This is a genomic window from Thalassospira profundimaris (genome assembly GCF_003326675.1).
Taxonomy (GTDB): domain Bacteria; phylum Pseudomonadota; class Alphaproteobacteria; order Rhodospirillales; family Thalassospiraceae; genus Thalassospira; species Thalassospira aquimaris.
Genome location: NZ_JPWF01000020.1, coordinates 1 through 23,616, shown reverse-complemented (window position 1 = coordinate 23,616; position 23,616 = coordinate 1). Strand labels below are relative to the sequence as shown.

Annotated in this window: 20 protein-coding genes, 1 tRNA gene and 1 riboswitch; of the genes, 4 read left to right on the top strand and 17 right to left on the bottom strand. The window is 52.0% G+C overall.

Going from position 1 to position 23,616, the window contains the following annotated elements:
* Nucleotides 1-104 precede the first annotated feature (104 nt).
* The 7 genes from TH19_RS20345 to argS form a co-directional block, all read right to left on the bottom strand.
* Nucleotides 105-1,148: an ABC transporter ATP-binding protein gene (locus TH19_RS20345; protein ID WP_114104195.1), complete on the bottom strand. Its 1,044-nt coding sequence runs from the start codon at nt 1,146-1,148 to the stop codon at nt 105-107.
* A 103-nt stretch (nt 1,149-1,251) separates the two neighbouring features.
* Nucleotides 1,252-2,055, bottom strand: coding sequence for an SMC-Scp complex subunit ScpB (scpB, locus tag TH19_RS20340; RefSeq protein ID WP_114104194.1), 804 nt, complete (start codon nt 2,053-2,055; stop codon nt 1,252-1,254).
* A gap of 16 nt (nt 2,056-2,071) precedes the next feature.
* Nucleotides 2,072-2,944, bottom strand: coding sequence for a segregation and condensation protein A (locus TH19_RS20335; RefSeq protein ID WP_114104193.1), 873 nt, complete (start codon nt 2,942-2,944; stop codon nt 2,072-2,074).
* Between the two features lie 33 nt (nt 2,945-2,977).
* Nucleotides 2,978-3,661 carry a site-2 protease family protein gene (locus tag TH19_RS20330; RefSeq protein WP_114104192.1) on the bottom strand — a complete coding sequence of 228 codons (684 nt, stop codon included), beginning with the start codon at nt 3,659-3,661 and terminating at the stop codon, nt 2,978-2,980.
* Entirely contained in the window at nt 3,658-4,728 is a 1,071-nt protein-coding gene (nagZ, locus tag TH19_RS20325) for a beta-N-acetylhexosaminidase (protein ID WP_258548059.1), read from the bottom strand. The genes TH19_RS20330 and nagZ overlap by 4 nt, the downstream gene beginning before the upstream one ends.
* Nucleotides 4,715-5,602, bottom strand: a complete 888-nt coding sequence (locus TH19_RS20320) for an SPOR domain-containing protein (RefSeq protein WP_114104190.1) — start codon at nt 5,600-5,602, stop codon at nt 4,715-4,717. Before TH19_RS20320 ends, nagZ begins: the two co-directional genes overlap by 14 nt.
* Nucleotides 5,603-5,605: 3 nt before the next feature.
* Complete coding sequence (gene argS / locus TH19_RS20315) at nt 5,606-7,357, bottom strand: arginine--tRNA ligase (protein WP_114104189.1); 1,752 nt, start codon at nt 7,355-7,357, stop codon at nt 5,606-5,608.
* Between the two features lie 240 nt (nt 7,358-7,597).
* On the opposite strand from argS, the gene erpA reads away from it, so the two are divergent.
* A complete protein-coding gene (erpA, locus tag TH19_RS20310) occupies nt 7,598-7,939 on the top strand; it encodes an iron-sulfur cluster insertion protein ErpA (RefSeq protein ID WP_114099813.1) in 342 nt (113 codons plus the stop codon).
* Nucleotides 7,940-8,038: 99 nt separating this feature from the next.
* Nucleotides 8,039-8,818 (top strand): exodeoxyribonuclease III, encoded by a 780-nt coding sequence (gene xth, locus TH19_RS20305; protein ID WP_114104233.1) that lies wholly within the window; start codon nt 8,039-8,041, stop codon nt 8,816-8,818.
* A gap of 84 nt (nt 8,819-8,902) precedes the next feature.
* On the opposite strand, the gene ribB is transcribed toward xth, so the two are convergent.
* The 10 genes from ribB to TH19_RS20255 all read right to left on the bottom strand — a co-directional run bounded on the left by ribB (nt 8,903) and on the right by TH19_RS20255 (nt 20,385).
* Nucleotides 8,903-9,571, bottom strand: a complete 669-nt coding sequence (ribB, locus tag TH19_RS20300; protein ID WP_114104188.1) for a 3,4-dihydroxy-2-butanone-4-phosphate synthase — start codon at nt 9,569-9,571, stop codon at nt 8,903-8,905.
* 136 nt (nt 9,572-9,707) lie between these two features.
* A riboswitch (FMN riboswitch) is annotated at nt 9,708-9,860 on the bottom strand.
* A 104-nt stretch (nt 9,861-9,964) separates the two neighbouring features.
* On the bottom strand, nt 9,965-11,242 hold the full coding sequence (locus tag TH19_RS20295) for an EAL domain-containing protein (RefSeq protein WP_114104187.1): 1,278 nt from the start codon (nt 11,240-11,242) through the stop codon (nt 9,965-9,967).
* A 58-nt stretch (nt 11,243-11,300) separates the two neighbouring features.
* A complete protein-coding gene (locus TH19_RS20290) occupies nt 11,301-12,161 on the bottom strand; it encodes an aminotransferase class IV (RefSeq protein WP_258548058.1) in 861 nt (286 codons plus the stop codon).
* A 24-nt stretch (nt 12,162-12,185) separates the two neighbouring features.
* Nucleotides 12,186-12,755, bottom strand: a complete 570-nt coding sequence (locus TH19_RS20285) for an anthranilate synthase component II (RefSeq protein WP_114104186.1) — start codon at nt 12,753-12,755, stop codon at nt 12,186-12,188.
* Complete coding sequence (gene pabB / locus TH19_RS20280) at nt 12,752-14,155, bottom strand: aminodeoxychorismate synthase component I (RefSeq protein WP_114104185.1); 1,404 nt, start codon at nt 14,153-14,155, stop codon at nt 12,752-12,754. The genes TH19_RS20285 and pabB overlap by 4 nt, the downstream gene beginning before the upstream one ends.
* Nucleotides 14,156-14,361: 206 nt before the next feature.
* Nucleotides 14,362-17,028, bottom strand: a complete 2,667-nt coding sequence (locus TH19_RS20275; RefSeq protein ID WP_114104184.1) for a valine--tRNA ligase — start codon at nt 17,026-17,028, stop codon at nt 14,362-14,364.
* A gap of 90 nt (nt 17,029-17,118) precedes the next feature.
* Entirely contained in the window at nt 17,119-17,724 is a 606-nt protein-coding gene (locus tag TH19_RS20270; RefSeq protein ID WP_114104183.1) for a DUF2497 domain-containing protein, read from the bottom strand.
* A 121-nt stretch (nt 17,725-17,845) separates the two neighbouring features.
* Nucleotides 17,846-19,198, bottom strand: a complete 1,353-nt coding sequence (locus tag TH19_RS20265) for a TolC family outer membrane protein (protein WP_114104182.1) — start codon at nt 19,196-19,198, stop codon at nt 17,846-17,848.
* A 144-nt stretch (nt 19,199-19,342) separates the two neighbouring features.
* The gene (locus tag TH19_RS20260) at nt 19,343-19,666 is read right to left on the bottom strand and encodes a rhodanese-like domain-containing protein (RefSeq protein WP_114104231.1); all 324 of its coding nucleotides are present in this window, start codon (nt 19,664-19,666) and stop codon (nt 19,343-19,345) included.
* Nucleotides 19,667-19,731: 65 nt separating this feature from the next.
* A complete protein-coding gene (locus TH19_RS20255) occupies nt 19,732-20,385 on the bottom strand; it encodes a protein-L-isoaspartate O-methyltransferase family protein (RefSeq protein WP_114104181.1) in 654 nt (217 codons plus the stop codon).
* A gap of 509 nt (nt 20,386-20,894) precedes the next feature.
* Here TH19_RS20255 and TH19_RS23215 point away from each other — a divergent pair.
* Together TH19_RS23215 and TH19_RS20245 are read left to right on the top strand one after the other, a co-directional pair.
* Nucleotides 20,895-23,336 carry a methyl-accepting chemotaxis protein gene (locus tag TH19_RS23215; RefSeq protein ID WP_181846501.1) on the top strand — a complete coding sequence of 814 codons (2,442 nt, stop codon included), beginning with the start codon at nt 20,895-20,897 and terminating at the stop codon, nt 23,334-23,336.
* Nucleotides 23,337-23,507: 171 nt separating this feature from the next.
* Nucleotides 23,508-23,581: transfer RNA gene (locus tag TH19_RS20245), tRNA-Cys, on the top strand.
* Nucleotides 23,582-23,616: the final 35 nt, after the last annotated feature.

Genomic DNA, 23,616 nt, shown 5'->3' with positions numbered 1-23,616 from the left:
TGTGCAATGCGACGGATGGATTAAAAACCGGCATTGCATACACCTCTTGATCACAGTCAATCAGGCAGTCTGCTCTGTATGTATCGAACGAGCAGTTCGCCAGATCAGGACATAGGAAACACGAAGGTCATCTCAGGATCAAGCGTAATAGCGACAGATCTCTGATTTAATGTCGAAAACCGCCGAGGCACGCGCGCATGGATGTGTTCACCCGACTCAAGCGTTAAATGCATCAGGTTAACCTCGCCCAATGCGCGCACAGCATCGACGTTCGCCATAATGTCATGACCGTTTATCGCGTCACCGATATGCAACCCTTCCGGTCGCACCAGAACATCGACATGGGTACCATCTGCAAGGTCGACATCCTCAAGCACACCGACAGGTGTTGTGATCGATCCGTTGGCCACTTCGGCCCGGAAATAGTTCACTTCGCCAAAGAAAGACGCAACAAACCGGTTTTCGGGCTGGAAATACAGGGCTTCGGGCGTACCATCCTGCATGATTTGGCCTTCATTCATGATGATGATCCGATCGGCCATATACATGGCTTCCTGCGGATCATGGGTTACCATGATGGTGGCGATCCCGGCGTTTTTAAGAACATGCAGCGTTGTGTCGCGCAGGTCCGCACGGCGGGCAACATCCAAACCAGAAAACGGTTCATCAAGAAGCATAATACGCGGCGTCGGAGCCAAGGCACGCGCAAGGGCAATACGTTGTTGCTGACCACCGGAAAGCTCGTGCGGAAAAGCGTTCTCGTATTCTGACATTCCGACCTGTTTCAAGGCCCTTTTGACGGCTTCCGCACGTTCCGCGTCAGAGAAATCACGCAAACCAAAGGCAATGTTCTTGGTCACATTGAGATGCGGAAACAGGGCGTAATCCTGAAAAACCATGCCAACACCGCGCTTTTCCGGTTCGACATAATCGCCCGGTCGCGCAACGACCTGATCACTGACCGAAATTTCACCGACCTGAAGTTTTTCAAGCCCCGCGGCAAGGCGAAGTGCCGTCGTCTTGCCGCACCCGGACGGCCCTAACAGGCAGACAAGTTCCCCCGGTGCCACATCGAAACTGATATCACGCAATACCCGGTTTTTTCCGAACATGTGTGAAACATTCGACATCTTAAGGCCGTCGGTCATTCAAATTCTCTTTGGCTTCAATGGGCATGCACCTAAGTGCAAATGATTTGCGAAATCTTTCGTGAAACTTAAGGTCAGCGCGTGCCCGATGCAAGAAGATGGATCAATTCAGATCATCTTCATCGGAAGAAACTTCATCTTCTGCACTGATATTGAATTCCAACTCATTGCGATCCAACAGATTTGGATTGTCGGAATAAATAGTTTCATCAAGTTCTTCAAGATTGCGCGTGGTCAGGGCTTCCTCGACAACGGCGTCGGTAACGTCACCATCATCAACAAGGTCTGGCAAGACATCGTCATCAGAACTTGCCCCGTAACGCCCCATTCCCGGACGGCTATCAAGCAGCCCGGCTGCCTTCAGATCGGCAAGCCCCGGAAGATCATCGCGGTTTTCCAGACCAAAGTGATCAAGGAAATCATCGGTCGTCGCCCACAGAACCGGGCGGCCCGGAACACGTTTGCGCCCGCGCGGGCGGATCCAGCGTGCTTCAAGCAGAATATCGAGCGTCCCCTTGGAAAGCGCAACACCACGAATTTCTTCAATTTCGGACCGGGTGACCGGCTCGTGATAGGCAATAATCGCAAGCGTCTCCAGTGTGGCACGCGTCATCTTCTTGGCTTTTTCAACCTCGATATGAAGATCACCGGCTAGATCGACAGCGGTGCGAAACGCCCATTTCTCTCCAACCCGGTGCAGGGTAATGCCCCTGTTTTCATACGTCTCTGATAGTACCTTCAGAATGGCGGTAACGTCTGCACCTTCGGGCAGCCGTGAGGCGATCACCCGTTCACTGACCGGATCGGCAGATGCGAACAAAACAGCTTCGACAATACGGATATGCTGAAAATCAATATCCGGGCCTGTTTCGACACCTTCAATTTCCAGCTGCGCGCTATCGCTCATGAAATACCCCTGCCCCTTAATCCAGTTTCAAGTCGTCATCGAACGAACTTGGACGTGGCAAATCCCCGTCACGCCGTTTTTGGGGCGACCGCAACATAATCGGCCCAAAGACTTCTTCTTGTGAAATTTCAAGCTCGCCATCCCGGCACATCTCAAGACTTGCAACGAAATGAGCAGCAAGAGCCGAACGCGCTTTAAGCGGCGATCCCAGACCACGCGGCATGAATTCAAGTAACCGGGTCCAGGTCGGAACAACACGCCGACCAAACAGATCACGCAGACGCTGAATAGCATCATCCATCGCATAAAGATCAAATGCCTCGATCTCGAGCGTCTTGCTTTCCGATGTCAGCATAATCCGGGCGTAGGATTTCAAAAGATCGTACAGCGAAGCGTCATAAACCGATGCCGTTGTGACACGAACCTCTTCCGGGGCACCACGCGCAAAGAAATCACGGCCAAGATTAGGACGTGCAAGAAGCTTTTCACCTGCGGCCTTCATTGCCTCCAGGCGCTTAAGCTGGAAGGCAAGAAGTTCTGCCATTTCCTCGGCGCTCAGTTCTTCTTCGTCGCTTTCCTGTTTGGGCAACAACAGGCGCGATTTCAGATAGGCCAGCCAAGCCGCCATAACCAGATAATCGGCCGCAAGTTCAAGCCGCAAACCTTGGGCGGTATTGATGAATTCAAGGTATTGTTCCGCCAGATCAAGGATCGAAATCTTGATGATATCGACTTTTTGATCACGGGCCAGTTCCAGCAAAACATCAAGCGGACCTTCGAACCCGTCAAGATCAAGGATCAGCCGTTCGGCAAGAGACGGTCCCTCTTCATCGACCGGCTTCTTGTCGAATACCTCGTCTGGAATCTCCAATTCGAACTGGTCTGCCATATATCCCCGACTGTCCCCGTTTCGCCCAGGTAATCAGGCGAAAATATCGACCAAAATCCTGACGAGTGCGCCGGCTGGTTCAATCACCAACCATTCAAAGATCGGAAGGTCTATTCCAAGCTTTCCGGTGACATAGGGCAGTAAAAAGACCAAGCCGATCAAAATGATCATGCCGGTTTTTTCCATACGCGCCAAGACCCGTGCGATAGGAAGCGGTGAAATTGCTGTCAGGACACGCCCGCCATCAAGCGGCGGGATTGGCAGCATGTTAAAGGCCGCCAGAATACAGTTCAGCCAAATCGACTGATTAAGGGTCGTTGCAAGCCAGTCATTGACGGGCGGCGAGAACTCGGGAAGCCAGACCATCAAAAGAATTGAAGCAATCGCAAGCAACACATTGGTCGCGGGCCCGGCCACGGCGACGCCAATCACGCCCAACCGCTGGGGATGCAGACGATGAAACGCCACAGGCACGGGCTTGGCATATCCGAACAGGAATGGTGCACCGGTGACCAAAAGCAATCCAGGGATCAAGATTGTTCCGACCGGATCGATATGACGGATCGGATTAAGGCTAAGCCGTCCCATGCGCTGGGCGGTATCATCACCAAACAGTTTGGCAGCAAATCCATGTGCGGCTTCGTGCAACGTAACAGCCAGCAATACCGGAATAACCCACGTCGATGCCGAGATAATCAGATCAATAACGTTATTCACTTGCCGGTATCCTCGGCCTGCCAGACGGGGGAAAGCAACTCTGCCAAGCGCAAACGCCAATCCGTCAACTGACTGGATGACGGCATATCGGCCTTGAATGATGCTATTTGATTGGTGAAAGTCTGTGCGCGTACAAGTGGTGCACCGGTCAGCAACGGTGCCATCGCCACCACTTCTTCCATCTCGGTGCGCTTGCCATTGCAATGAAGGGCCACGTCACAACCGGCACGCAGACACGCATGGGTCCGGCTACCAATTGATCCGCCAAGGGCCTCCATCGACAGGTCATCACTTATCAGAAGGTTTTCGAACCCGATTTCTGTTCTGATAACCTCGTTGATCACCTTTTCAGAAACTGTACCAGGGCGCTGGTCATCAATCGCTGTAAACAGAAGATGGGCGGACATCGCCGCCAAAACATCTTTCATCTGCGCAAAGGGTGCAAAATCAAGTTCAGAAAGCTCTGCCCGTGACGCGGACACAACCGGCAGGTCCTTGTGGCTGTCGACTGCGGCACGGCCGTGGCCTGGAATATGCTTGATCACCGGCGCAATCCCGCCATCAAGCAAACCGGCAGCAACTGCACTTGCCAATGACACGACCTTTGGCACGTCCGCCCCATAGGATCGGTCACCGACAACGTCACTCATGCCTGGGAAACGCAGATCAAGAACCGGCGCACAGGTCGTATTGAAACCGGCATCGCGCAAATCCATCGCCATCAGGCGTGCATTGATATAGGCAGCTTCACGCGCATCTTCGGGGTTGCGATCAAACAGCTCGCCGAAAACACCAGCCGCCGGGATTTTTCGCCAGTGCGGCGGTTTTAGACGCATGACGCGTCCGCCTTCCTGATCGACAAAAATCGGAACGTTGCTGTTGCCGACCGTTTCGCGCAAAGACGTGGTCAGTGCACGGACCTGATTTCGGTCTTCGACATTTCGCGCAAACAGAATAAAACCATAGGGGTCTGCTTCACGGAAGAAGCCCTTTTCCCAATTATTCAGTTCCGTCCCGGCAACACCCAGAACACAGGCGCGCGGTTTTCTGACTTCAAGGCCGGACAATGAGGCACCCCACATTGCGTTGTTTCAAATCACCGCACAGCTTCTCTGCGGCACTTGCATCGGTCAAAGGACCTGCTTGCAAGCGATAAAAGACTCCCTTGCCTCCAAGGTCTGTCCGCTGCACGAACATCTGAAGACTAGCAAGCAAGTCTTTGTTTTTCGATGATAATCTTTTCCATTCTGCCGCGGCACCACTTTCGTCGCGAACCGATGCCAACTGAATGCGGAAATCATTCAATGAAACCGCAGCAGATTGAGGCGTTGAGGCTGGTGCGACCGGCTTTGTAGCCTTTTGGGTTTCGGCGTCACGTTCGGCTGCCGCTGCCAGTGCCTTTTCCGCATCCGTCATTTCCGGCTTGGCAATATCCGGGGCACTGACGGCATCAGATGAAGTGGCCGCAGTAGCGTCGATGCTTGCCGACGGATTAACAGCATCTGGCGTGGCTTCAACGGCCCCTTCTGACCAGCTATCAACGCTTGCGGTTGTTTCCGGGGCCTTTGGTGTTGCCACGACTTCCGGTGCGCGTGGCATATCAGGAAGTTCCTGCAACACCACATTGGCGTCAGGATCAACGTCGTTAAGCTGATCATAGACTGTCGTGTTCCGATGCGGGACCTCCATCCCGCCCGGATCTTCCGGGCGCAGCTTTATTGGCGACGGATCCGGCAACAGGATCGGCAATTTACCGTCATCCTGAATGGGTTGACCCTGATGATAGAACCAATAGCCTGCCCCACCAAGGCCGCCAGCAACAACAGCAAGACCGAAGAATACGGTTACCGCCCCCTTCATCATGCTTTTGCGCGCCGGCTTTTCTGCCTGATAGTGATCTGCGCGTTCCGCATGAAGGTTACGGCCGTATTCTTCGTTCATATCTTACATCTCCTCGACAGGCTTGACGCCAAGCACCTCTAGACCCGACGCAATCACAGTCGCAACTGCGCGGATCATTGCAAGACGTGCCAGAGTCGCCCCAAGATCATCAGCAACGATGAAGCGAAGTGCAGTGTTGTCACGTCCCTTGTTCCACAATGCATGGAATTCTGCTGCAATTTCTGTCAGGAAAAAGGCAATGCGGTGCGGTTCATGCGCAACAGCGGCCTGTTCAACAATACGCGGCCATTCGGCCATGCGGCGCACCAGAAGTTTTTCTTCTTCGGTCGAAAGCTGGCTCAGATCGGCACCGGACAGCGTCGCAGCCGAGAAATCCTGATCCGGGAATGCTTCAGCGGCCTGACGGAACACCGAATTCACACGTGCATGGGCATATTGCACATAGAATACGGGGTTGTCCTTGGACTGCTCGGTCACCTTGGCAAAGTCAAATTCAAGCGCCGCGTCGTTTTTACGGGTCAACATGATGAAACGAACGACGTCCTTGCCGACACGCTCGACAACGTCACGAAGCGTCACAAAGGTCCCTGCACGCTTTGACATTTTAACCGGCTCACCATTGTCAAACAGACTGACCAGCTGACACAGTTTGACATCAAGGTCGCCCTCGCCGCCTGTGATTGCCTTGGTCGCAGCCTTCATACGTTTGACATAGCCACCATGATCGGCACCGAAAATGTCGATCATAAGATTGAAGCCACGCTCGTACTTATCGAAGTGATAGGCAATGTCGGATGCAAAATATGTCCAGCTGCCATCCGATTTCTTCAGCGGACGATCTACATCATCCCCAAAGTCGGTTGCACGGAACAGGGTTTGCGGGCGCGGCTCCCAATCATCCGGCTTCTTGCCTTTCGGTGGCTCAAGAACGCCGACATAAATGTCGCCCTTTTTCTCAAGATGCTCGAACGCTGACTGAACCTTGCCGGCCTTGACCAGTCCATCCTCGGATGTAAAGACATCATGAGAAACACCAAGAAGACGAAGGTCTTCCCTGATTAAGGCCATCATCTCGACAATGGCAAAACCACGGAACTCTTCCAGCCATTCTTCTTCAGGGGCATTAACCCACTTGTCACCATCGCGCTTGGCCATTTTCTGACCGGGCTCGACAAGGTAATCCCCCGGATAAAGACCCTGCGGGATTTCGCCGATATCTTCTCCAAGCGCTTCGCGATAGCGCAGGTGCAGGGAACGGGCCAAAACATCGACCTGCGCACCGGCGTCATTGGTGTAATATTCTTTTGTGACCGCATAACCGGCCTTGCCTAACAGGTTCGCCAGAACATCGCCGACAACGGCACCTCGGCAATGGCCGACATGCATCGGTCCGGTCGGGTTTGCCGAAACATATTCGACGTTTATTTTCTCGCCTTTACCAAGGTCGCTTTGACCATAGGCCGTACCAAGTTCAAGGACCTTGGTGATCTGCGATAACCAGAACTGATCGGCCATACGAAGGTTGATAAAGCCAGGACCGGCAATTTCGACATTTTCGATGTGATCAATCTCGCGCAGTTTTTCGGCAAGCTTTTCAGCAAGGTCGCGCGGTTTCAGACCTGCTGCCTTGGACAACAGCATCGCGGCATTGGTTGCCGCATCCCCGTGAGACGCATCACGTGGCGGTTCCACGGTCACGCGTGAGGTATCGCTTCCGGCAGGAAGAACACCTTCTTTTTCAAGGGCGAGAAGCTGGTTCTCGATGTCGCTTTTCAACAGGCTGAAAACATTCATGACTTTGAACTTTGCATTTTTTGGTTCTGGTCCGCTGGACCTTTGGACTGGGGCTTGTTTTGAGCCATTTCGTTCCAAAACGCAAGTCACCCTTGTTTAGAGTGATTACAGGTTTTGACATTTCAGCCATGCGCGCTAAATAGTGACTTAAATACTGCGATCTGACCGTGCTATTATTGCGTCAAGGATCGGAACTATTCCTGTCAGTCCCCTGGCAGGTTTGAGACCAAGGAGTGTTGAATGACAGAAGCATCACGGCAAGTTCAAATGACGGAAAGTGCTGCGAAACGTATTCAGGAACTGATCGCAAGCGAAGGCGCTGCGAACACAATGCTGCGTTTGCAGGTTTCTGGTGGCGGTTGCAGTGGTTTCCAGTACGAGTTTTCGCTGGATTCCGACACAACTGACGAAGACTGCATCTTCGAAAACCACGGTGCAAAAATGGTAATCGACGAAGTATCGCTTGATCTTTTGGGCGGTGCGGAAATCGATTTTGTGCGTGAAATGGTTGGATCGGCGTTTCGTGTGAACAACCCGAATGCCACATCGTCATGCGGATGTGGATCAAGTTTCTCGATTTGATCCAGATTGCCAAAACGATTTATAAAACGGGGTCCGTTAAATTCGGACCCCGTTTTGTTTGAACAAAACAGTATGACACCCAAAAGAACTGAGGCCCGAATGAAAATCGCCACATGGAACGTCAACTCGATCAAGGCCCGCCTTCCCAACATCCTTGAATGGTTGCAGGACGCGAAACCTGATGTGGTCCTGTTGCAGGAAACCAAGACCGTTGACGAAGCCTTCCCTGCGATGGAAATCGAGGATCTCGGCTACAACATCGCGATCCATGGCCAGAAAACCTATAACGGTGTCGCCATTCTGTCGAAATTTCCAATTGAGGACGTCGAACGCGGCCTTCCCGGAAATGATGCCGATGAACAGGCACGATATATTGAAGCAACTGTTTGTTCGCCCAACCCTGTCCGGGTTGCATCGATTTACGTTCCGATGGGCACCGCAGTTGGTGACGAAAAGTTCGATTACAAACTGAATTTCCTCGATCGTCTGATTACTCGGTTTGAAAAAATCCGTGCCAGCGGCGAAGCCGCGGTTATGGGCGGTGATTACAACATCGCCCCCGATGATTCCGATGTTTATGATCCGATCAAGCTTCACGAAACGGTTCTGTGCACCACAGTCGAACGCAAGCGTTTGCGCACGATGATGAATATGGGCTTTACCGATGCCTTCCGCACCTTCAACCCGAAAGGCCATCAATATAGCTGGTGGGATTATCGGGCGGGCGCCTGGAACAAGGATAATGGTCTTCGCATTGACCATTTGCTGCTTACCCCTGCGGCGGCGGATCGTCTAAGCGCGTCAGACATTGATCGTGATCCGCGCGGCAAGGAAAAGGCATCTGATCACACACCTGTCTGGTGCATGATTGACGACTGATCTTGATCAGCATAACCGATAAAACGACAAAGGGCAGCGTTTCAAACGCTGCCCTTTTTACATCAGAACTGTGAAGTTTGATGATTACTCAGCGGCTTGCTGCATCGCCATGCGATAGGCAACAATGTCTTCGATGCTGATTACGACCATTTCATGGGCGTTGGCATATTCGATCAGTTCGGGAAGACGCGCCATGGCGCCATCCGGGTTGGTGACCTCGCACAGCACGCCAGCCGGCTTCAAGCCCGCCAGACGCATTAGGTCAACCGTACCTTCGGTGTGGCCGCGACGTTCAAGAACACCGCCAGCGCGTGCGCGCAACGGAAACACATGGCCCGGACGCGCCAAATCAGACGGTTTGGTATCATCTGCAATGGCTGTTTTCACCGTGGTAACGCGATCAGCAGCCGAAACGCCGGTTGTCACGCCAACCTTGGCTTCGATGGTAACGGTAAAGCCGGTCCCCATGCTTGATGTGTTGGTGGCAACCATTGGCGGCAGATCAAGTGCCGTTGCCTTTTCATCGGTCAGGCAAAGGCATACAATGCCGCTGCAATCGCGAATAAGCATCGCCATCTGTTCATTGGTAAGATTTTCAGCGGAAAAAATCAGATCGCCTTCGTTTTCGCGATCTTCATCATCAACAACCAAAACACCCTTGCCTTCGCGCAATTCAGCAAGCGCACGTTCCATACGTGCATGCGGATCACCAAAGATCGAAAGACCTGATTGTGGTTCAATACTCTGATTCATAACCGTCCTCTTCGGATGGGGCTTACGAACCAGGGCAAACAAAGAAAGGCCCGCTTTGCGACAAACCTGTCACATCGCGGTCGCAGGCAGACGCCGAAGGCAATCACGCAAACGCGATCATGCCTGTAACGTCACGCTTTATCCTCTCCCATCCGGACTATTACCGTCGGCTCCGGAATTACACCGGATCTGCTGACCCCAAAGATCAATTGATCCTTGGGCGCTCGCGGGCTTCCCAGAAATCTGGATTACCGCCGGTCGGGATTTGCACCCTGCCCTGAGAATAAGCGCCGTGTTTTAACGACATAGCCAATCACAATTGATCGACTGCGCGCACTTTAAGAAAGCACCACACACTTGTCAAACATCTAAAAACCAAAGGAAACCTTTGGTTTAACTTTCAGAAAGCCTGTGACCATTACGGAAATGGAAGCCACAGCCATTTTTCCGGGCTTCTCGCGGGGCCCATTGACAGACTGCGCATCTTTTATCGGTTGTACGCCGCTTTGACGTGCAAACACGATGCAGATAAGAGCCAAGCATGGCGTCGATATAGCTTCCCTGAAACACCTCCACCCCAAGGCTGCGCCCCATTCGAAGTGCAGTACGACTGTCACATCGCGTCAGGATCAAGCTGCTCTCGACAAACAAATTGGCAAATTCTCGCAGGCGGTCTGCAACTTCTGTCCGACGCGATCCAATGATGTTCTGATCCCAGATCACCTTGATGAAATCGACATTCATTTTGCGCGGCGACAGAAATTCAAGTGCTGGCAAGGTGATCCGATCCAACCCGACCTGAATACCCGAAGAGTGAAGGAACTCGCAGGCATCTTCGAATTCCCACCAGTTGGCAATGGCATTTTCCATCGAAAACTCGATTGCCATGTTCCGCATCAACGCTCCGTCATCCTGATGAATGAACTCGGCAAATGTGTCACTCAATACCGTTTGAACCTGCATGTTCAAATGCAGGCGATCAGGAAGAATGGCCGAGGCAATGGAACGGGTAACTTCCATTACTTTTTCGTCAAGCACCCTGGACAGAATCTCAATTTCACCCGGTCCCTCCAAAAGGAAGGATGCCAGATGGTTTTGACGCAGATAATCAAGCGAACAATAGATTTCATGTCCGACAACATAACGTCGCGTATCATCGAAACTCAGAATTGCCTGCCGGCGACAAGAATCAAAAACAGCCTCGGTTGTAATCGCGCCGCGCAGCATTTCGGACATGTTGAAGCGTTCAAACGGGGCACCCAGGGTACGTTCGGACAAGGGAATGCCAAACAGTTTCCCTATCCGTTCGTCGTCTGTCGGCCATTTGAAGCGATTCCAAAGGTTGCTCGGAATGGTTCCCAGTCCCTGGCGTTCGATGACTTCATCAAGAGTCTCGCGAACATGTTCGACAAAGCCAGAGTCATCTTCCACCCACTTTCCACCCCGAACACAAGCCACCATGCCATTTTCAAGGCGGTGTATCTGGGTGTTTTCCGGAAGGTAATGAAAAGCATCACGGCTGATCGCCTGATAATCTTCGGCGCCAAGGCGTAAATCAGGCGGGATATTCAATATCCCCATATGCGGCGTATTACCGTTGGCCGCGTGCTTGCGCAGGCCCTCGATAAACCGGTTAATGGTCAAGGCGGGTTTGGTCATATGGGCAGTCATCGGCAGTCCTGTAACAGGTCACTGCCGATGATCATGCCAAGGATAGGGTTAATTTACCCTAAAGAGCTATACCTTCGCATAGCGATGTTTCCACTACTTGTGCAAGCTCTGTGAAGAAGGTCATAGCCGGGACGCCGATAACAAGTCCATCGACCTTATCAACAACACGAAGCCCCTGAAGCGCGTTTGCGGTAAAGATCGCATCGAACTCATTTAACATTTCGGGGGTTTTCGGCTCAAAACTGACCTCGCGCCCGGTATCTTCCGCCCAATCAAGAATGAAATCACGGGCAAGACCACACAAGAGCCCCGTGTCATCATCGGGAGTCCACAAGGTATCGCCCTGAATACCAAAGATATTGGCAACCGTGGTTTCCGCGACATTGCCATCCGTGGACAGAATAATAGCATCATCACCGCGATAGGAATGCGCTTCCTGTTTGGCGGCAATATTGTCGAGATAATTGATACTTTTGATTCCACCGGCAACCGACCAGGAATTGCGACGAATTTTCTTAGACGTAAACAGCTTAAGGCCCGCTCCCGGATCAACCGGCTCAAACGGTGAAACAGTAATCAGAATGGTCGGATCGGGATCAGCAGGTGGTAGCAGTCCACGTTCACCAGATCCACGCGATACCGTAAGACGTACAACGGCATCCTTGCGGTGAACCTGATCGAACAATGTTGCAACGATTTCCGAGACATCTTCTACAGTTGGTAAAAGATCGACGGGGAATTCAATTTGCTCTGCATGGTGTTCAAGGCGCTCCATATGCGCCTCAAGCCAGGCAACCTTGCCTTCATGGGCACGCATTGTTTCAAAGAAACCGTCACCAAGCAAAAACCCCCTATCCGTTACCGGAAGAGATGCTTCGTCCAGATCGCGAAAGCTGCCATTCATCCATACCTGCATCATGCCGTCCCTTCTGTATGTCGCCCTTTAGGAAGATGTTGTTTTCAGGAAATTCGCCAACAGATCATGCCCCTGCTCGGTCAAAACCGCTTCGGGGTGAAACTGTACCCCATAAAGCGGGAATTCCTTATGTGCAAAGGCCATGATCTCTCCTTCCGGGCTGCGGGCGAGTTCGATCAGGCTTCCATCTTCAGGCAATTCAACAATCAACGAGTGATAACGCGTTACTTGCAAAGGATTCTTTAATCCCGCGAACAATTCTTTTCCGCTGTGACGAATTTCGGACGTCATTCCGTGAACCGGGCGCTTTGCACGCTTGACCAAGCCACCAAAGACCTGTGCGATGGACTGATGTCCAAGACAGACACCCAACATCGGATATTCAGCCTTCAGCGTTTCGATCAGGCTCAGACTATTGCCAGCTTCATCGGGGCCGCACGGACCTGGCGAGAAAATAATAGCTTTTGGGTTCAGTTTACGAACCTGTTCCGGGCCGATCTCGTCATTACGGACAACAATAACGTTGTACCCGATTTCTTCGATATAGCGCGCCAGATTGAAGACAAATGAGTCATAATTATCAATGAGAAGGATCACGGCGCGATATCCTCGGCATCAAGACCAAACAACTCGAACATCTTGGTCGCCTTGACCAGTGTCTCTTCATATTCAAGCGCCGGATCACTGTCGGCAACGATCCCCCCGCCGACATTGAATGCCATTTTCCCGCCATTCACGCATAGCGACCGGATCGCGATATTGGTGTCCATGGAACCGTCAAACCCGATATAGCCAATTGCCCCGCAATAGGCCCCGCGCGTTGTTTGTTCAAGTTCGGTAATGATTTCCATCGCACGGATTTTCGGGGCGCCGGTAATCGACCCGCCAGGGAAGCTTGCCTTCAACAGATCAACAGCCGTTTTGCCGTCGCGTAATGTGCCGGTCACTGTCGACACAAGGTGGTGCACATTGGCATAACTTTCCAGCGCGCAAATTGCTGGTGTATTTACGGAATGCGGCTTGCACACTTTCGACAGGTCATTTCGCAAAAGATCTACAATCATAATGTTTTCCGCCCTATCCTTGGGAGAAAGCATTAACTCTTGCGCAAGCTCGGCATCACTAAGTGGCGTATCGCCACGTGGCCGCGTCCCTTTGATCGGTTTGGTTTCAACCTGCCTGTCACGAACCTTCAAAAAGCGCTCAGGGGAGTTCGATAAAACGGCGCAATCCCCGAAATTCAGGAAGGCACCAAATGGTACGGAACTGATTTCACGCAGGCGCCGATACAGGCCAAACCGCTCGGGGATGGCATCGCGGGGATATTCGGCATGAATGCTTTGCGACAGATTTGCCTGAAAAATGTCTCCGGCAAAAATGTAATCAATGACTTTTTGAACTTTGGTTTCAAACACCGCACGATCAAAGTTTGATTGCCATTTGATAACGTCTGGTACGTGCGGTACCGCGGGAACATCATATAACGGTTTGGCAAGTTTGAGATACTTGCGCAACACCGCCATACGTTCCTCGGCGCGTTGTTTTCGCGCAGTTCCCCAACGTTCGGGCATTCCGGTTGAAATCAGCCACATCTTGCGATTGTCCTGATCAAAGGCAATCACGAGATCGTATATCCCGACCATCATGTCGGGCATTCCCAGCCAGTCCTTCTTGGCCCGTGGCAGCGTCTCTGTCTGGTGTGCTAATTCATAGCCAAAATAGCCGACAGCCCCGCCCTGAAACGGTGGTAGTTCATCGTCGCGTTCCTGCGGATATCGCGCCAACAAATCACCCAGCACATCAAAAGGATTTCCGGGAAACGGGAAACCATCGAGGGTTACTTGTCCATTTTTGGACACCAGTTTATGCAGCGGAGACGCAACGATATAGGAAAAGCGATCCCGTTCGCCGGAATCAAGAAAATGGCTGTCGGCAAAGGGTGCAAACGCACCATATGCATCGACCGGCTCAATGTAGGGGCATTCTTCAATCAGCATTCAGCGGCGCATTCTTACGGGAAATCCAATCAAGCCCTGATAACAACACGGGTATTAATTCCGACACAAGGCAGGACTTCAAAAATCTACGCGATTCGTGGGGCTTCCGGTGAAAAATCTGCATCATCCACAGGTATAGACCGACAATCCAAAGAAAAAGGCCAACCCTCGTGGGCTGGCCTTTGCTCTTCTTGTCTTTTGTCCGATCACATTGCCGCAATACGGTCATAGGCTTCGGTGAGTTTCGCCAACGTGTCGCGGGCTTCCTCAAGCTTGGCCTTTTCGGTCGCAACAATATGTTCAGGGGCCCGGCTGACAAACTTTTCATTCGACAGCTTGCCTTCCTGTGCCTTGATGTATTTGGTCTTGTCCTGCATTTCCTTTTCAAGACGCGACTTCTCGGCTGCCACATCAATGAAATCGGCTACAGAAACAAAGACTGCAACACCGTCAACAACGGTCTGGATCGCACCCTTGGCAATGGCTTCCACATCGCTCTGCCCCTTGAAACCGATATCGGCAACACGTGCCAAACGTTTCACCTGTGCTTCCTGTGCGGAAACAGCAGACTTCATCGCATCAGTTGCATCAACCAGATAGACAGGTACCTCGGCAGCCGGCGGCACGTTCATTTCAGAACGAACACCACGAATGTCACCAATCAGTCGGATTGCAAGATCAACCTCGGCCTCGGCCGCACGATCAATCAGGCCATCATCAAACTTCGGATAGCTTTCCGACATCAGCATGTTGCCGCGGCTATCAGCGATCTGTTCCCAAAGTTCTTCGGTGATATAAGGCATGATTGGATGCAGGATCAGAAGGATCTGATCAAGAACCCATGCCGTCACAGCACGAATTTCGGCCTTGGCTTCTTCGTCCTGGCCCATCAGGACCGGCTTGGCCAATTCCAGATACCAGTCACAGAACGAACCCCAGACAAACTGATATGCGCCACTTGCGGCATCGTTGAAACGATATGTCTCGATACCAGTGCCAACAGCACGGGCGGCCTCGACGGTTTTACCGACGATCCAGCGTGCGAGCGTTGACTTGACGGCTGCCGGATCAAAACCTTCGACCGGCTTGCATTCATTCATCTCGGCAAAGCGGGCCGCGTTCCAAAGCTTGGTCGCAAAATTGCGGTAACCTTCAACACGCGAAGTCGCAAGTTTGATGTCACGTCCCTGCGCGGCAAGTGCCGTCAGGGTAAAGCGCAATGCGTCACAGCCATACTCGTCGATGATTTCCAGCGGGTCGATGACGTTGCCCTTGGATTTCGACATCTTCTGACCGTTTTCATCGCGGACCAGCGCATGGATATAGATATCCTTGAACGGAATGTTTCCGTCCATGAAATGCATGCCCATCATGATCATGCGAGCAACCCAGAAGAAGATAATGTCAAAGCCGGTAACCAGAACATCGCCCGGATAATATTTACTAAGTTCTGGGGTTTGATCCGGCCAGCCAAGGGTCGAGAACGGCCAAAGTGCCGACGAGAACCAGGTATCAAGAACGTCAGTTTCCTGCGTCAGTTCAACATCCTTGCCATAATGCGCTTTTGCTGCGGCAATTGCTTCTTCTTCGGTTTCTTCAACGAAGAATTCGCCATCCGGGCCAAACCATGCCGGGATACGATGTCCCCACCACAGCTGACGGGAAATACACCACGGCTGAATGTTGCGCATCCATTCGAAATAGGTATTTTCCCAGTTTTTCGGGACAAAACGGATACGGCCATCTTCAACTGCTTCGGTGGCCGGCTTTGCCAGAACTTCGGCATTAACAAACCACTGATCGGTCAGATACGGTTCGATGACAACGTTCGAGCGGTCGCCATATGGCACCATGTGTACAGTGTCTTCGATCTTTTCGAGAAGACCGAGCTCGTCCATCTTGGCAACGATCTGCTTGCGGGCTTCGAAACGGTCAAGACCACGGTATTCTTCCGGTGCATTTTCATTAATGCACGCGTTGTCATCCATGATGTTGATCTTCTCAAGACCAGCACGTTGGCCGACCTCGAAGTCATTGAAATCATGGGCCGGGGTGATTTTAACCGCGCCTGATCCTTTTTCAGGATCGGCATATTCATCCGCAACGATCTGGATACGACGACCGACGATCGGCAGAATGCAATATTGCCCGATCAGGTCCTTATACCGTTCGTCTTCCGGATGAACAGCAACGCCGGTATCGCCCAGCATGGTTTCCGGACGCGTGGTTGCAACCGTGATGAACTCGCCATCGCGGCCCTCGATCGGATATTTGAAGTGCCAGTAATGGCCTTTGACTTCTTTCTGAACAACTTCAAGATCGGAAATCGCTGTCAGAAGCTTGGGGTCCCAGTTCACCAGGCGCTTATCGCGGTAAATCAGGCCCTGTTTATGCAGGGTAACGAATACCTTGCGAACAGCAGCCGACAGACCTTCGTCCATGGTGAAACGTTCACGCGCCCAATCAGGCGATGCACCAAGACGGCGCAGCTGATTGGTGATCGTTCCGCCGGATTTTTCTTTCCATTCCCAGACCTTTTCGACGAACTTTTCGCGGCCAAGATCATGGCGCGTTACATTCTGTTCGCCAAGCTGGCGTTCGACAACCATCTGGGTCGCGATACCTGCGTGGTCGGTTCCGGGCTGCCACAGGGTATCCTTACCGTTCATACGGTTATAACGAATAAGAATATCCTGAAGCGTGAAGGTCAGCGCATGCCCCATATGAAGGCTGCCGGTCACGTTGGGCGGCGGCATCATAATGACATAGGGATCGGCACCAGATGCCGTGTCACAGGCAAACGCCCCCGACTTTTCCCATTTTTCGTAAAGTCTGGCTTCGACTTCGGCCGGGCTGTAGGTCTTCTCCAACATGGTCTTTTGATCCGCTGCGGGTTTAATCAATCATCCAAAGAAAAAGCGGCGCACCGTGGGCGCGCCGCTTTAAAACAATTATCGGCTCGCCTACAGGTCTTCGGCGCGGTTCACAATCCGCTCGATTTCCTTCTTCACAAGGCGTTCGATCATATAGGGCAGGTTTTCGTCAAGCCATTCCTTAAGCAATGGACGCAACATATCGCGCACCAAATCTTCAAGAGTAGCATGGCCAGCATTGATACCAAGCGCAACAGCACGTTTCTTTGCAACGGCTTGCGCCAGTTCAGAGATGGTGCCGGTCGCCGACGATTCCGTCATATTCGAAATCAGCGGTTCGTCATCATCTTCGTCATAAAGTGCCGGCATTGCCGGTTCTGGTTCCGGCTCGGGCTCTTCGAACTCGTCTTCGAACGGATCCGGCTCGTCTTCAAGCGGAGTCTCGTCAAAATCGAGCATATCGTCGAGTTCGAGGTCTTCTTCCGGTTCGTCGAGTTCGAGTTCTTCCGGTTCATCGTCAAACTCTAGTTCTTCGGGTTCTTCATCAAGAACGAGTTCGTCGATTTCTTCTTCCGGCTCAGGTTCTGGCTCTGGTTCCGGTTCTGGCATTGGTTCGGGTTCAGGAGCGGCTTCCTGTTTTTCATCATCCCCCTCATCTGCAAGAATCTTGCGGATGGACTGGAGGATATCCTCCATTGAAGGTTCTTGTTGCCCGTCACTCATATTTATAATTCCGCACTAGTGTCATTTAACCAGACCGATCCAGAAGTGAAATCAGGACAGGATGTTGTGCACCCTGCCCTGAAAGCCTAGCAGGTCAGTCTGTTCCCCACCACTGGCCCTTGACTTTGTTATAGTTGGACTCAGTGTCGTAAACTTCGACTGGCAGACCAAGGACTTGGGCATTCAGCGCACCCATAGCAGCCTTGACCTGGAATTCTGCGACCGCGGCATCACGACGCGATCCGACAAGATCCACACGGGCCTGCAACAGTTCCTGTTCCTGATCAAGAACATCAAGAACAGTACGCGACCCGACGGATGCTTCACGCTGAACGCCATCAAGTGCAACCTCTGCCGAGGATACCTGTGCTTGCTGCGATTCGATGCTTGCACGCGCCGTAACAAGATTTTCCCAAGCACTGGTCGCGTTTTCGATCACGGCACGACGTGCCTCGTCAACCTGGATACGGGCCTGACCGGCAGTCTGTTTCGCGGCACGAACACCGGAGAAAACAGCACCCTGCTGATAAAGCGGTACCGAAATCGACGCGATGATATCAGCACTGTCGGTTGTCAGGTCTTCGGTCGATGCTTCGTGCGCACGCTCGACACCAGCCGAAAGACTGATTTCCGGATAAAGCGAACCTTCGTTCAAACGAACGTCAGACTGTGCCGCTTCTTCGGTATACATTGCCTGCAAGACGTCAGGATGTTGCCCCTGTGCAATCGACAAAACGTCGGAAACACTGGTCGGCAGACCGGCAAGCGGGTTCGGGATTTCAAGGTTGGTCGGCGAATTGCCAACAAGGCGCTCATACTGTGCTCGTGTATTGGCCAGCGCACCCTGCCCTGAAATCAGATCAGCCTTGGCACCGGCAAGACGGGCTTCGGCCTGTGAAACGTCGGTACGGGTTACCTCACCAACGGCAAAGCGGTCACGGGTTGCTTCGAGCTGACGTTCAAGAACACGAACGTTGTTCTGGTTCAGCTCAACAACAGCGGTATCGCGCAGCACGTTGAAATAGGAAGTTGCGACCTGCAACATCACATCCTGCTCGGTCGAGCGAAGGGACGCACGTGCGGCCTGAATGCGAGATTCAGCGCGCTCGGTCTGTGCCGTCGTACGACCACCACGATAAAGCGGCTGGGTTACGTTAAGCCCAACCGTATAAGGTGTCAGGCTGTTATCCGTATCCGAACCATTCACTTCCGTGTTGGATTCACGAAGCCCGGCATCACCGGAAAGCGTTACGCTCGGACGCCAATTGGACAATGCTGCCGAAATCTCTTCGTCGGTCGAACGCAAGGATGCACGCCCGGCTTCGAGTGTCGGGTTGCTCTGATATGCCTTGATGAGAGCGTCTTCCAGACTTTCTGCAGATGCGCCACCAGCAACCATTCCTCCGGTCGCAAGAATACTGCACGTCAGCAAGAACCGTTTTATCATTTATCTACCCTTGTAAAATCCTACACCAAGTCCCGACCCCGGCGCAGTTTCACGTATGGTAACGATGGAAACAAAAATTTCCAAGAAAAGAGGCATTTGGAACGAAAAAAAGTATTTTGCCCCGTTTCACGATCGTTACGGCAATCAATCGTAGCGCGTCATATCAGGCGCGATCTCAAGCGCCCAGACATCTATACCGCCAGTAACATTAAAAACATCTTTAAATCCATATTCCTCAAGGAAAATTCCGGCATGGCGACTGCGAACACCATGATGACAGATAATGGCGATTGGTCGATCTTGCGACAGTTCGCCAAATCTATTGTGCAATTCCGACAACGGAATATGCACAGACTCCCCGATCATACAGATTTCAACTTCCCAATCTTCACGCACATCAAGAAGACAGATCGATGACTTCTGTTCAAGGCGCTGGGCCAATTCGCGGCATGAAAGTTCCTGAACCATCGGCCCCTGCATCTTGTCGCACGTACAAAAAGAATTGCCCGGAACGTTCCGGGCAATATCTTGGATCAGAAGACGAAGCTTTCGACCGGCTCAAAGCCCGGAAGATACGGAATGTTTGCATCAAACAGATCGCGATGACCAACAACGCCGTTTTCGCGTTCATAAAGACGCGCGATGCCGACTTTACCAGCTTCACGAACAACTGCCAGAAGACGGCCACCTTCGGCCACCTGATCAAGAATCGCTGCCGGCACTTCACAGACCGCACCATCAAAGACGATAACGTTGTAAGGGGCCTGCTTGGCATAGCCCGACGCCAGATCGCCTTCGACGACGATTACGTTGTCATAGTTCAGTTTCTGGCATACGGCTTCTGCCGCTGCTGACATTTCCTTGTTGCTTTCAACCGCAACCACGGTTTCGGCAACCCGGGAAATCAGGGCGCTGCCATATCCAAAACCGGCACCGATCACCAGTGCAACATCGGTCTCGGCGATCTGTGCGCTTTGCATCAGACGGGCGATAACCATCGGCTCCATCGCGAAACGACCATCACCAACCGGGATATCTTCATCGACATAAGCAATGCCGCGTTTGCCTTCAGGCAGGAAAAGTTCGCGCGGAACTTCCTCCATCGCAGCGATGACCAGCGGATCGGTAACCTTGTTGGTCCGAACCTGATTTTCCACCATGTTATGGCGTGCGACTTGGTAATCCATGATTATCTGACCTGAAAATTCTCGCGAGAAAAAGACCGCAACAGCCTTCATTGTCCCCAAAGACGTCTGCGGTAGTTGCCCTGTTTATAGTCAGCACATAAGCACCTGACAACATCGGATCAATGTATTGCTACGATTTTAACGTATTGGTAGTGCTATCTGATTGACCATTGCGCGCCAATATCGCGCCAAAGTTCCAAACAACATGGTGTCGGGCACCTGTTTTGCCTTTTCCAATTTGCATCTCGTATCTCCGCCGGCTTCCGTCCCTGATCTGGTAACTTGATGTATCTCAATCATTTACAGACCGTTTTTGTAGTACGAATTCTTCGAAAAATTGAGTTAGCATCACTTGAATTAGCAAAACAGCGCCTAAACATATGGCAAAGCAGGGTTAATGGGGGCGAATGGGATTGCCCACCAGTCTCCTGATACCTGATACCTGCTTCCTGACAGCTCGATTTTTTCATTACCAAACCGAATTTGCTTGTGACATCCAGGGGAATACAATGCGTGACAATGGACCGGTAACGAACCGCGAAGTTCTGATGAAGGACAAGGATATCCTTGTCTCGAAAACAGATTCTGGCGGGCGGATCATCTTTGCCAACAAGTCCTTCGTCGACATTAGTGGCTTTAACGAAGATGAGTTGGTTGGATCGCCACACAATATTGTCCGCCACAACGACATGCCCAAAGAGGCCTTTGCCAATCTTTGGCAAACCATCAAGGCAGGACTGCCCTGGCAGGGTCTGGTAAAGAACCGCGCCAAGAATGGCGATCATTACTGGGTCCGTGCAAACGTAACCCCGACGATCGAAAATGGCGAGATTACCGGCTACGTCTCTATCCGCACCAAGCCCACTGATTTTGAAAAGAAAGAAGCCGAGCGCGTTTACGCCGATATCCGTAAAGGCCAGGCAAAAAATGTCGGCCTGGAATATGGTGAAATCGTCCAAACCACAGCAAAGGCCAAGTTTGCCAACTTCATGTCCAGCATCAAAGGCAGCCTTACCGTTGCCTTTGGAACAATGATTGTCTTGATGCTTGTTCTTGGTGGATATGCGCTTAACGGTGAATACAAAACGCAGCTATCACTGGAAAGTCTGTTTCATAACCGCGTCAAACCGTTGAACCTGTTAAAACAGATATCTGATGACTATGCCGTTTTCGTCGTGGACGCATCCCACAAGGTCCGCAACGGCAATTTCACATGGGAAGAAGGCATTGAAAGCCTTGATTTGGCGAAAACCCGGATCAAATCCAACCTCGATGTATATCTCGCCCGCGAACTGGGCCGACGTGAAACCCCGATCGTTCAAGATGTTAAGACAATGCTGCCGGTCGCGGATGAGCTTGTAGATCGTCTGCGCAAAATCTTTGTCGCAAAGGACAGTGCGGCGCTTGATGCCTTGGTAAAGAACGAGCTTTATCAGAAAATTGACCCACTGACCGAACAGATCGGTAATCTTTCGGTTTTGCAAAACCTGATTGCAAACGAACGGGTTGAAGATGCCGAAAACACATTCTTCTCGACCGTCGCAATCGAAATCATAGTACTGCTGATTACTGTCGCACTCACAGTCATTTACGGCATTTGGCTGATCCGGAAACTCACCCGTCCGCTTGCGCAGATGGAAAGCGATTTTGATGCGATTGAATCCAACGATTCCAGTTATGTCATCAAGATGCCGAGTGTGTCTGACTTCAAACCGGCAATTCAGCAACTCCGCGCCCTTCACGCGAAACTTTGCTATAACAAGCTTGAACGCGAAGAAAACGACGCCAAGGCCAATACCCAGCGTATTGGCGCGTTGCGTGGCCTTGCCGAAACGGTTGAAAAAGAACTTCAAAAAGTTGTCCAATCCATCATCGATCAGACACAGCGCTTGAACTCTGCGGCTGGCGAGATGGCAGGATCGTCTGAACGGGTATCCGAAAACTCGGAAAGTGTTGCGGCGGCCGCCCACGAAGCACTTGCCAATGCCGAAACAGTTTCCGGCGCGTCTGAAGAACTTGCGGCATCGATCCGCGAAATCACCCGTCAGATCGAAGAAGCCACCACCCTTACGGCCGAAGCCAATCAGGCAGGTGAAAGTGCCGAGCAAACTGTTAACTCATTGCAAGACAGTGTTAGCAAAATCGGTGAAGTTGCCGAACTTATCAGCGACATTGCTGCCCAGACCAACCTTTTGGCCCTGAACGCAACGATTGAAGCGGCACGTGCCGGTGACGCAGGCAAGGGCTTTGCCGTTGTCGCCCAGGAGGTCAAAAACCTTGCCAACCAGACAGCCAAATCAACCGAGGAAATTTCCCGTCAGCTTGGCGAAATCCAGAATGTGACGGAATCGGTTGTTTCCACGGTTCAGCAAATGACCGCCAGCATCCGTCGCGTTGACGAAGTTGCTTCGAGCGTTGCTGTTAACGTCCGTCAGCAAGATAACGCCACGCAGGAAATCGCCCGCAACGTTATTCAGACGGCCGAGGCCTCCAACGAAGTTACGGAAAAAATCGGCCATGTTGCCTCCGAGGCCCAAGACAACCTCGAACGCGCAGCACAGATGAACAAGATTGCCGAAGAAGTCGATGATAGCATTGCTGAACTTCGTGCAAGCCTTGTTCGAATCGTCCGCACCGCAACACCGGAAGTCAACCGCCGCAAAGATCCTCGTTTTGATGTACAGCTTGGCGTCACTGTGAAATTTGGTGGTCGGTCCATCAAGGGGCAAACAATCGACCTTTCGATGGGCGGCAGCAAAGTTTCCCTGTCCGAACCGATCCCCGAGGGCGCAGCAGGTGAAATCCATATCGAAGGTCCCGGTGCAACTGTCCCGTTCAAAGTCGAACATGCACTCGATACGATTGCCAATCTTGATTTCGCACCAAGCAAGGAGCGCGAAGAGAAAATCGGGCCGTGGCTTAAGCGCAGATTTGGCAACGCAACGGCGTAACGCCCCGTCAAAACTTTGCCTGTTTAACAACCACACAAACCGTCCGGGAACATTTCCCGGGCGGTTTGTCTACTCTTGGGCGGAGAAACAACACATTGTTCAAAAAATGTAAAATTGGGTGCTTGACGGGTCGTATTCTATGAGGCTATACACCGCTCCAGCCAACGCGAAGGCGCGATGGCGGAGTGGTTACGCAGAGGACTGCAAATCCTTGCACGCCGGTTCGATTCCGGCTCGCGCCTCCACTGGTCCGGCATAGCTCAGTTGGTAGAGCAAATGA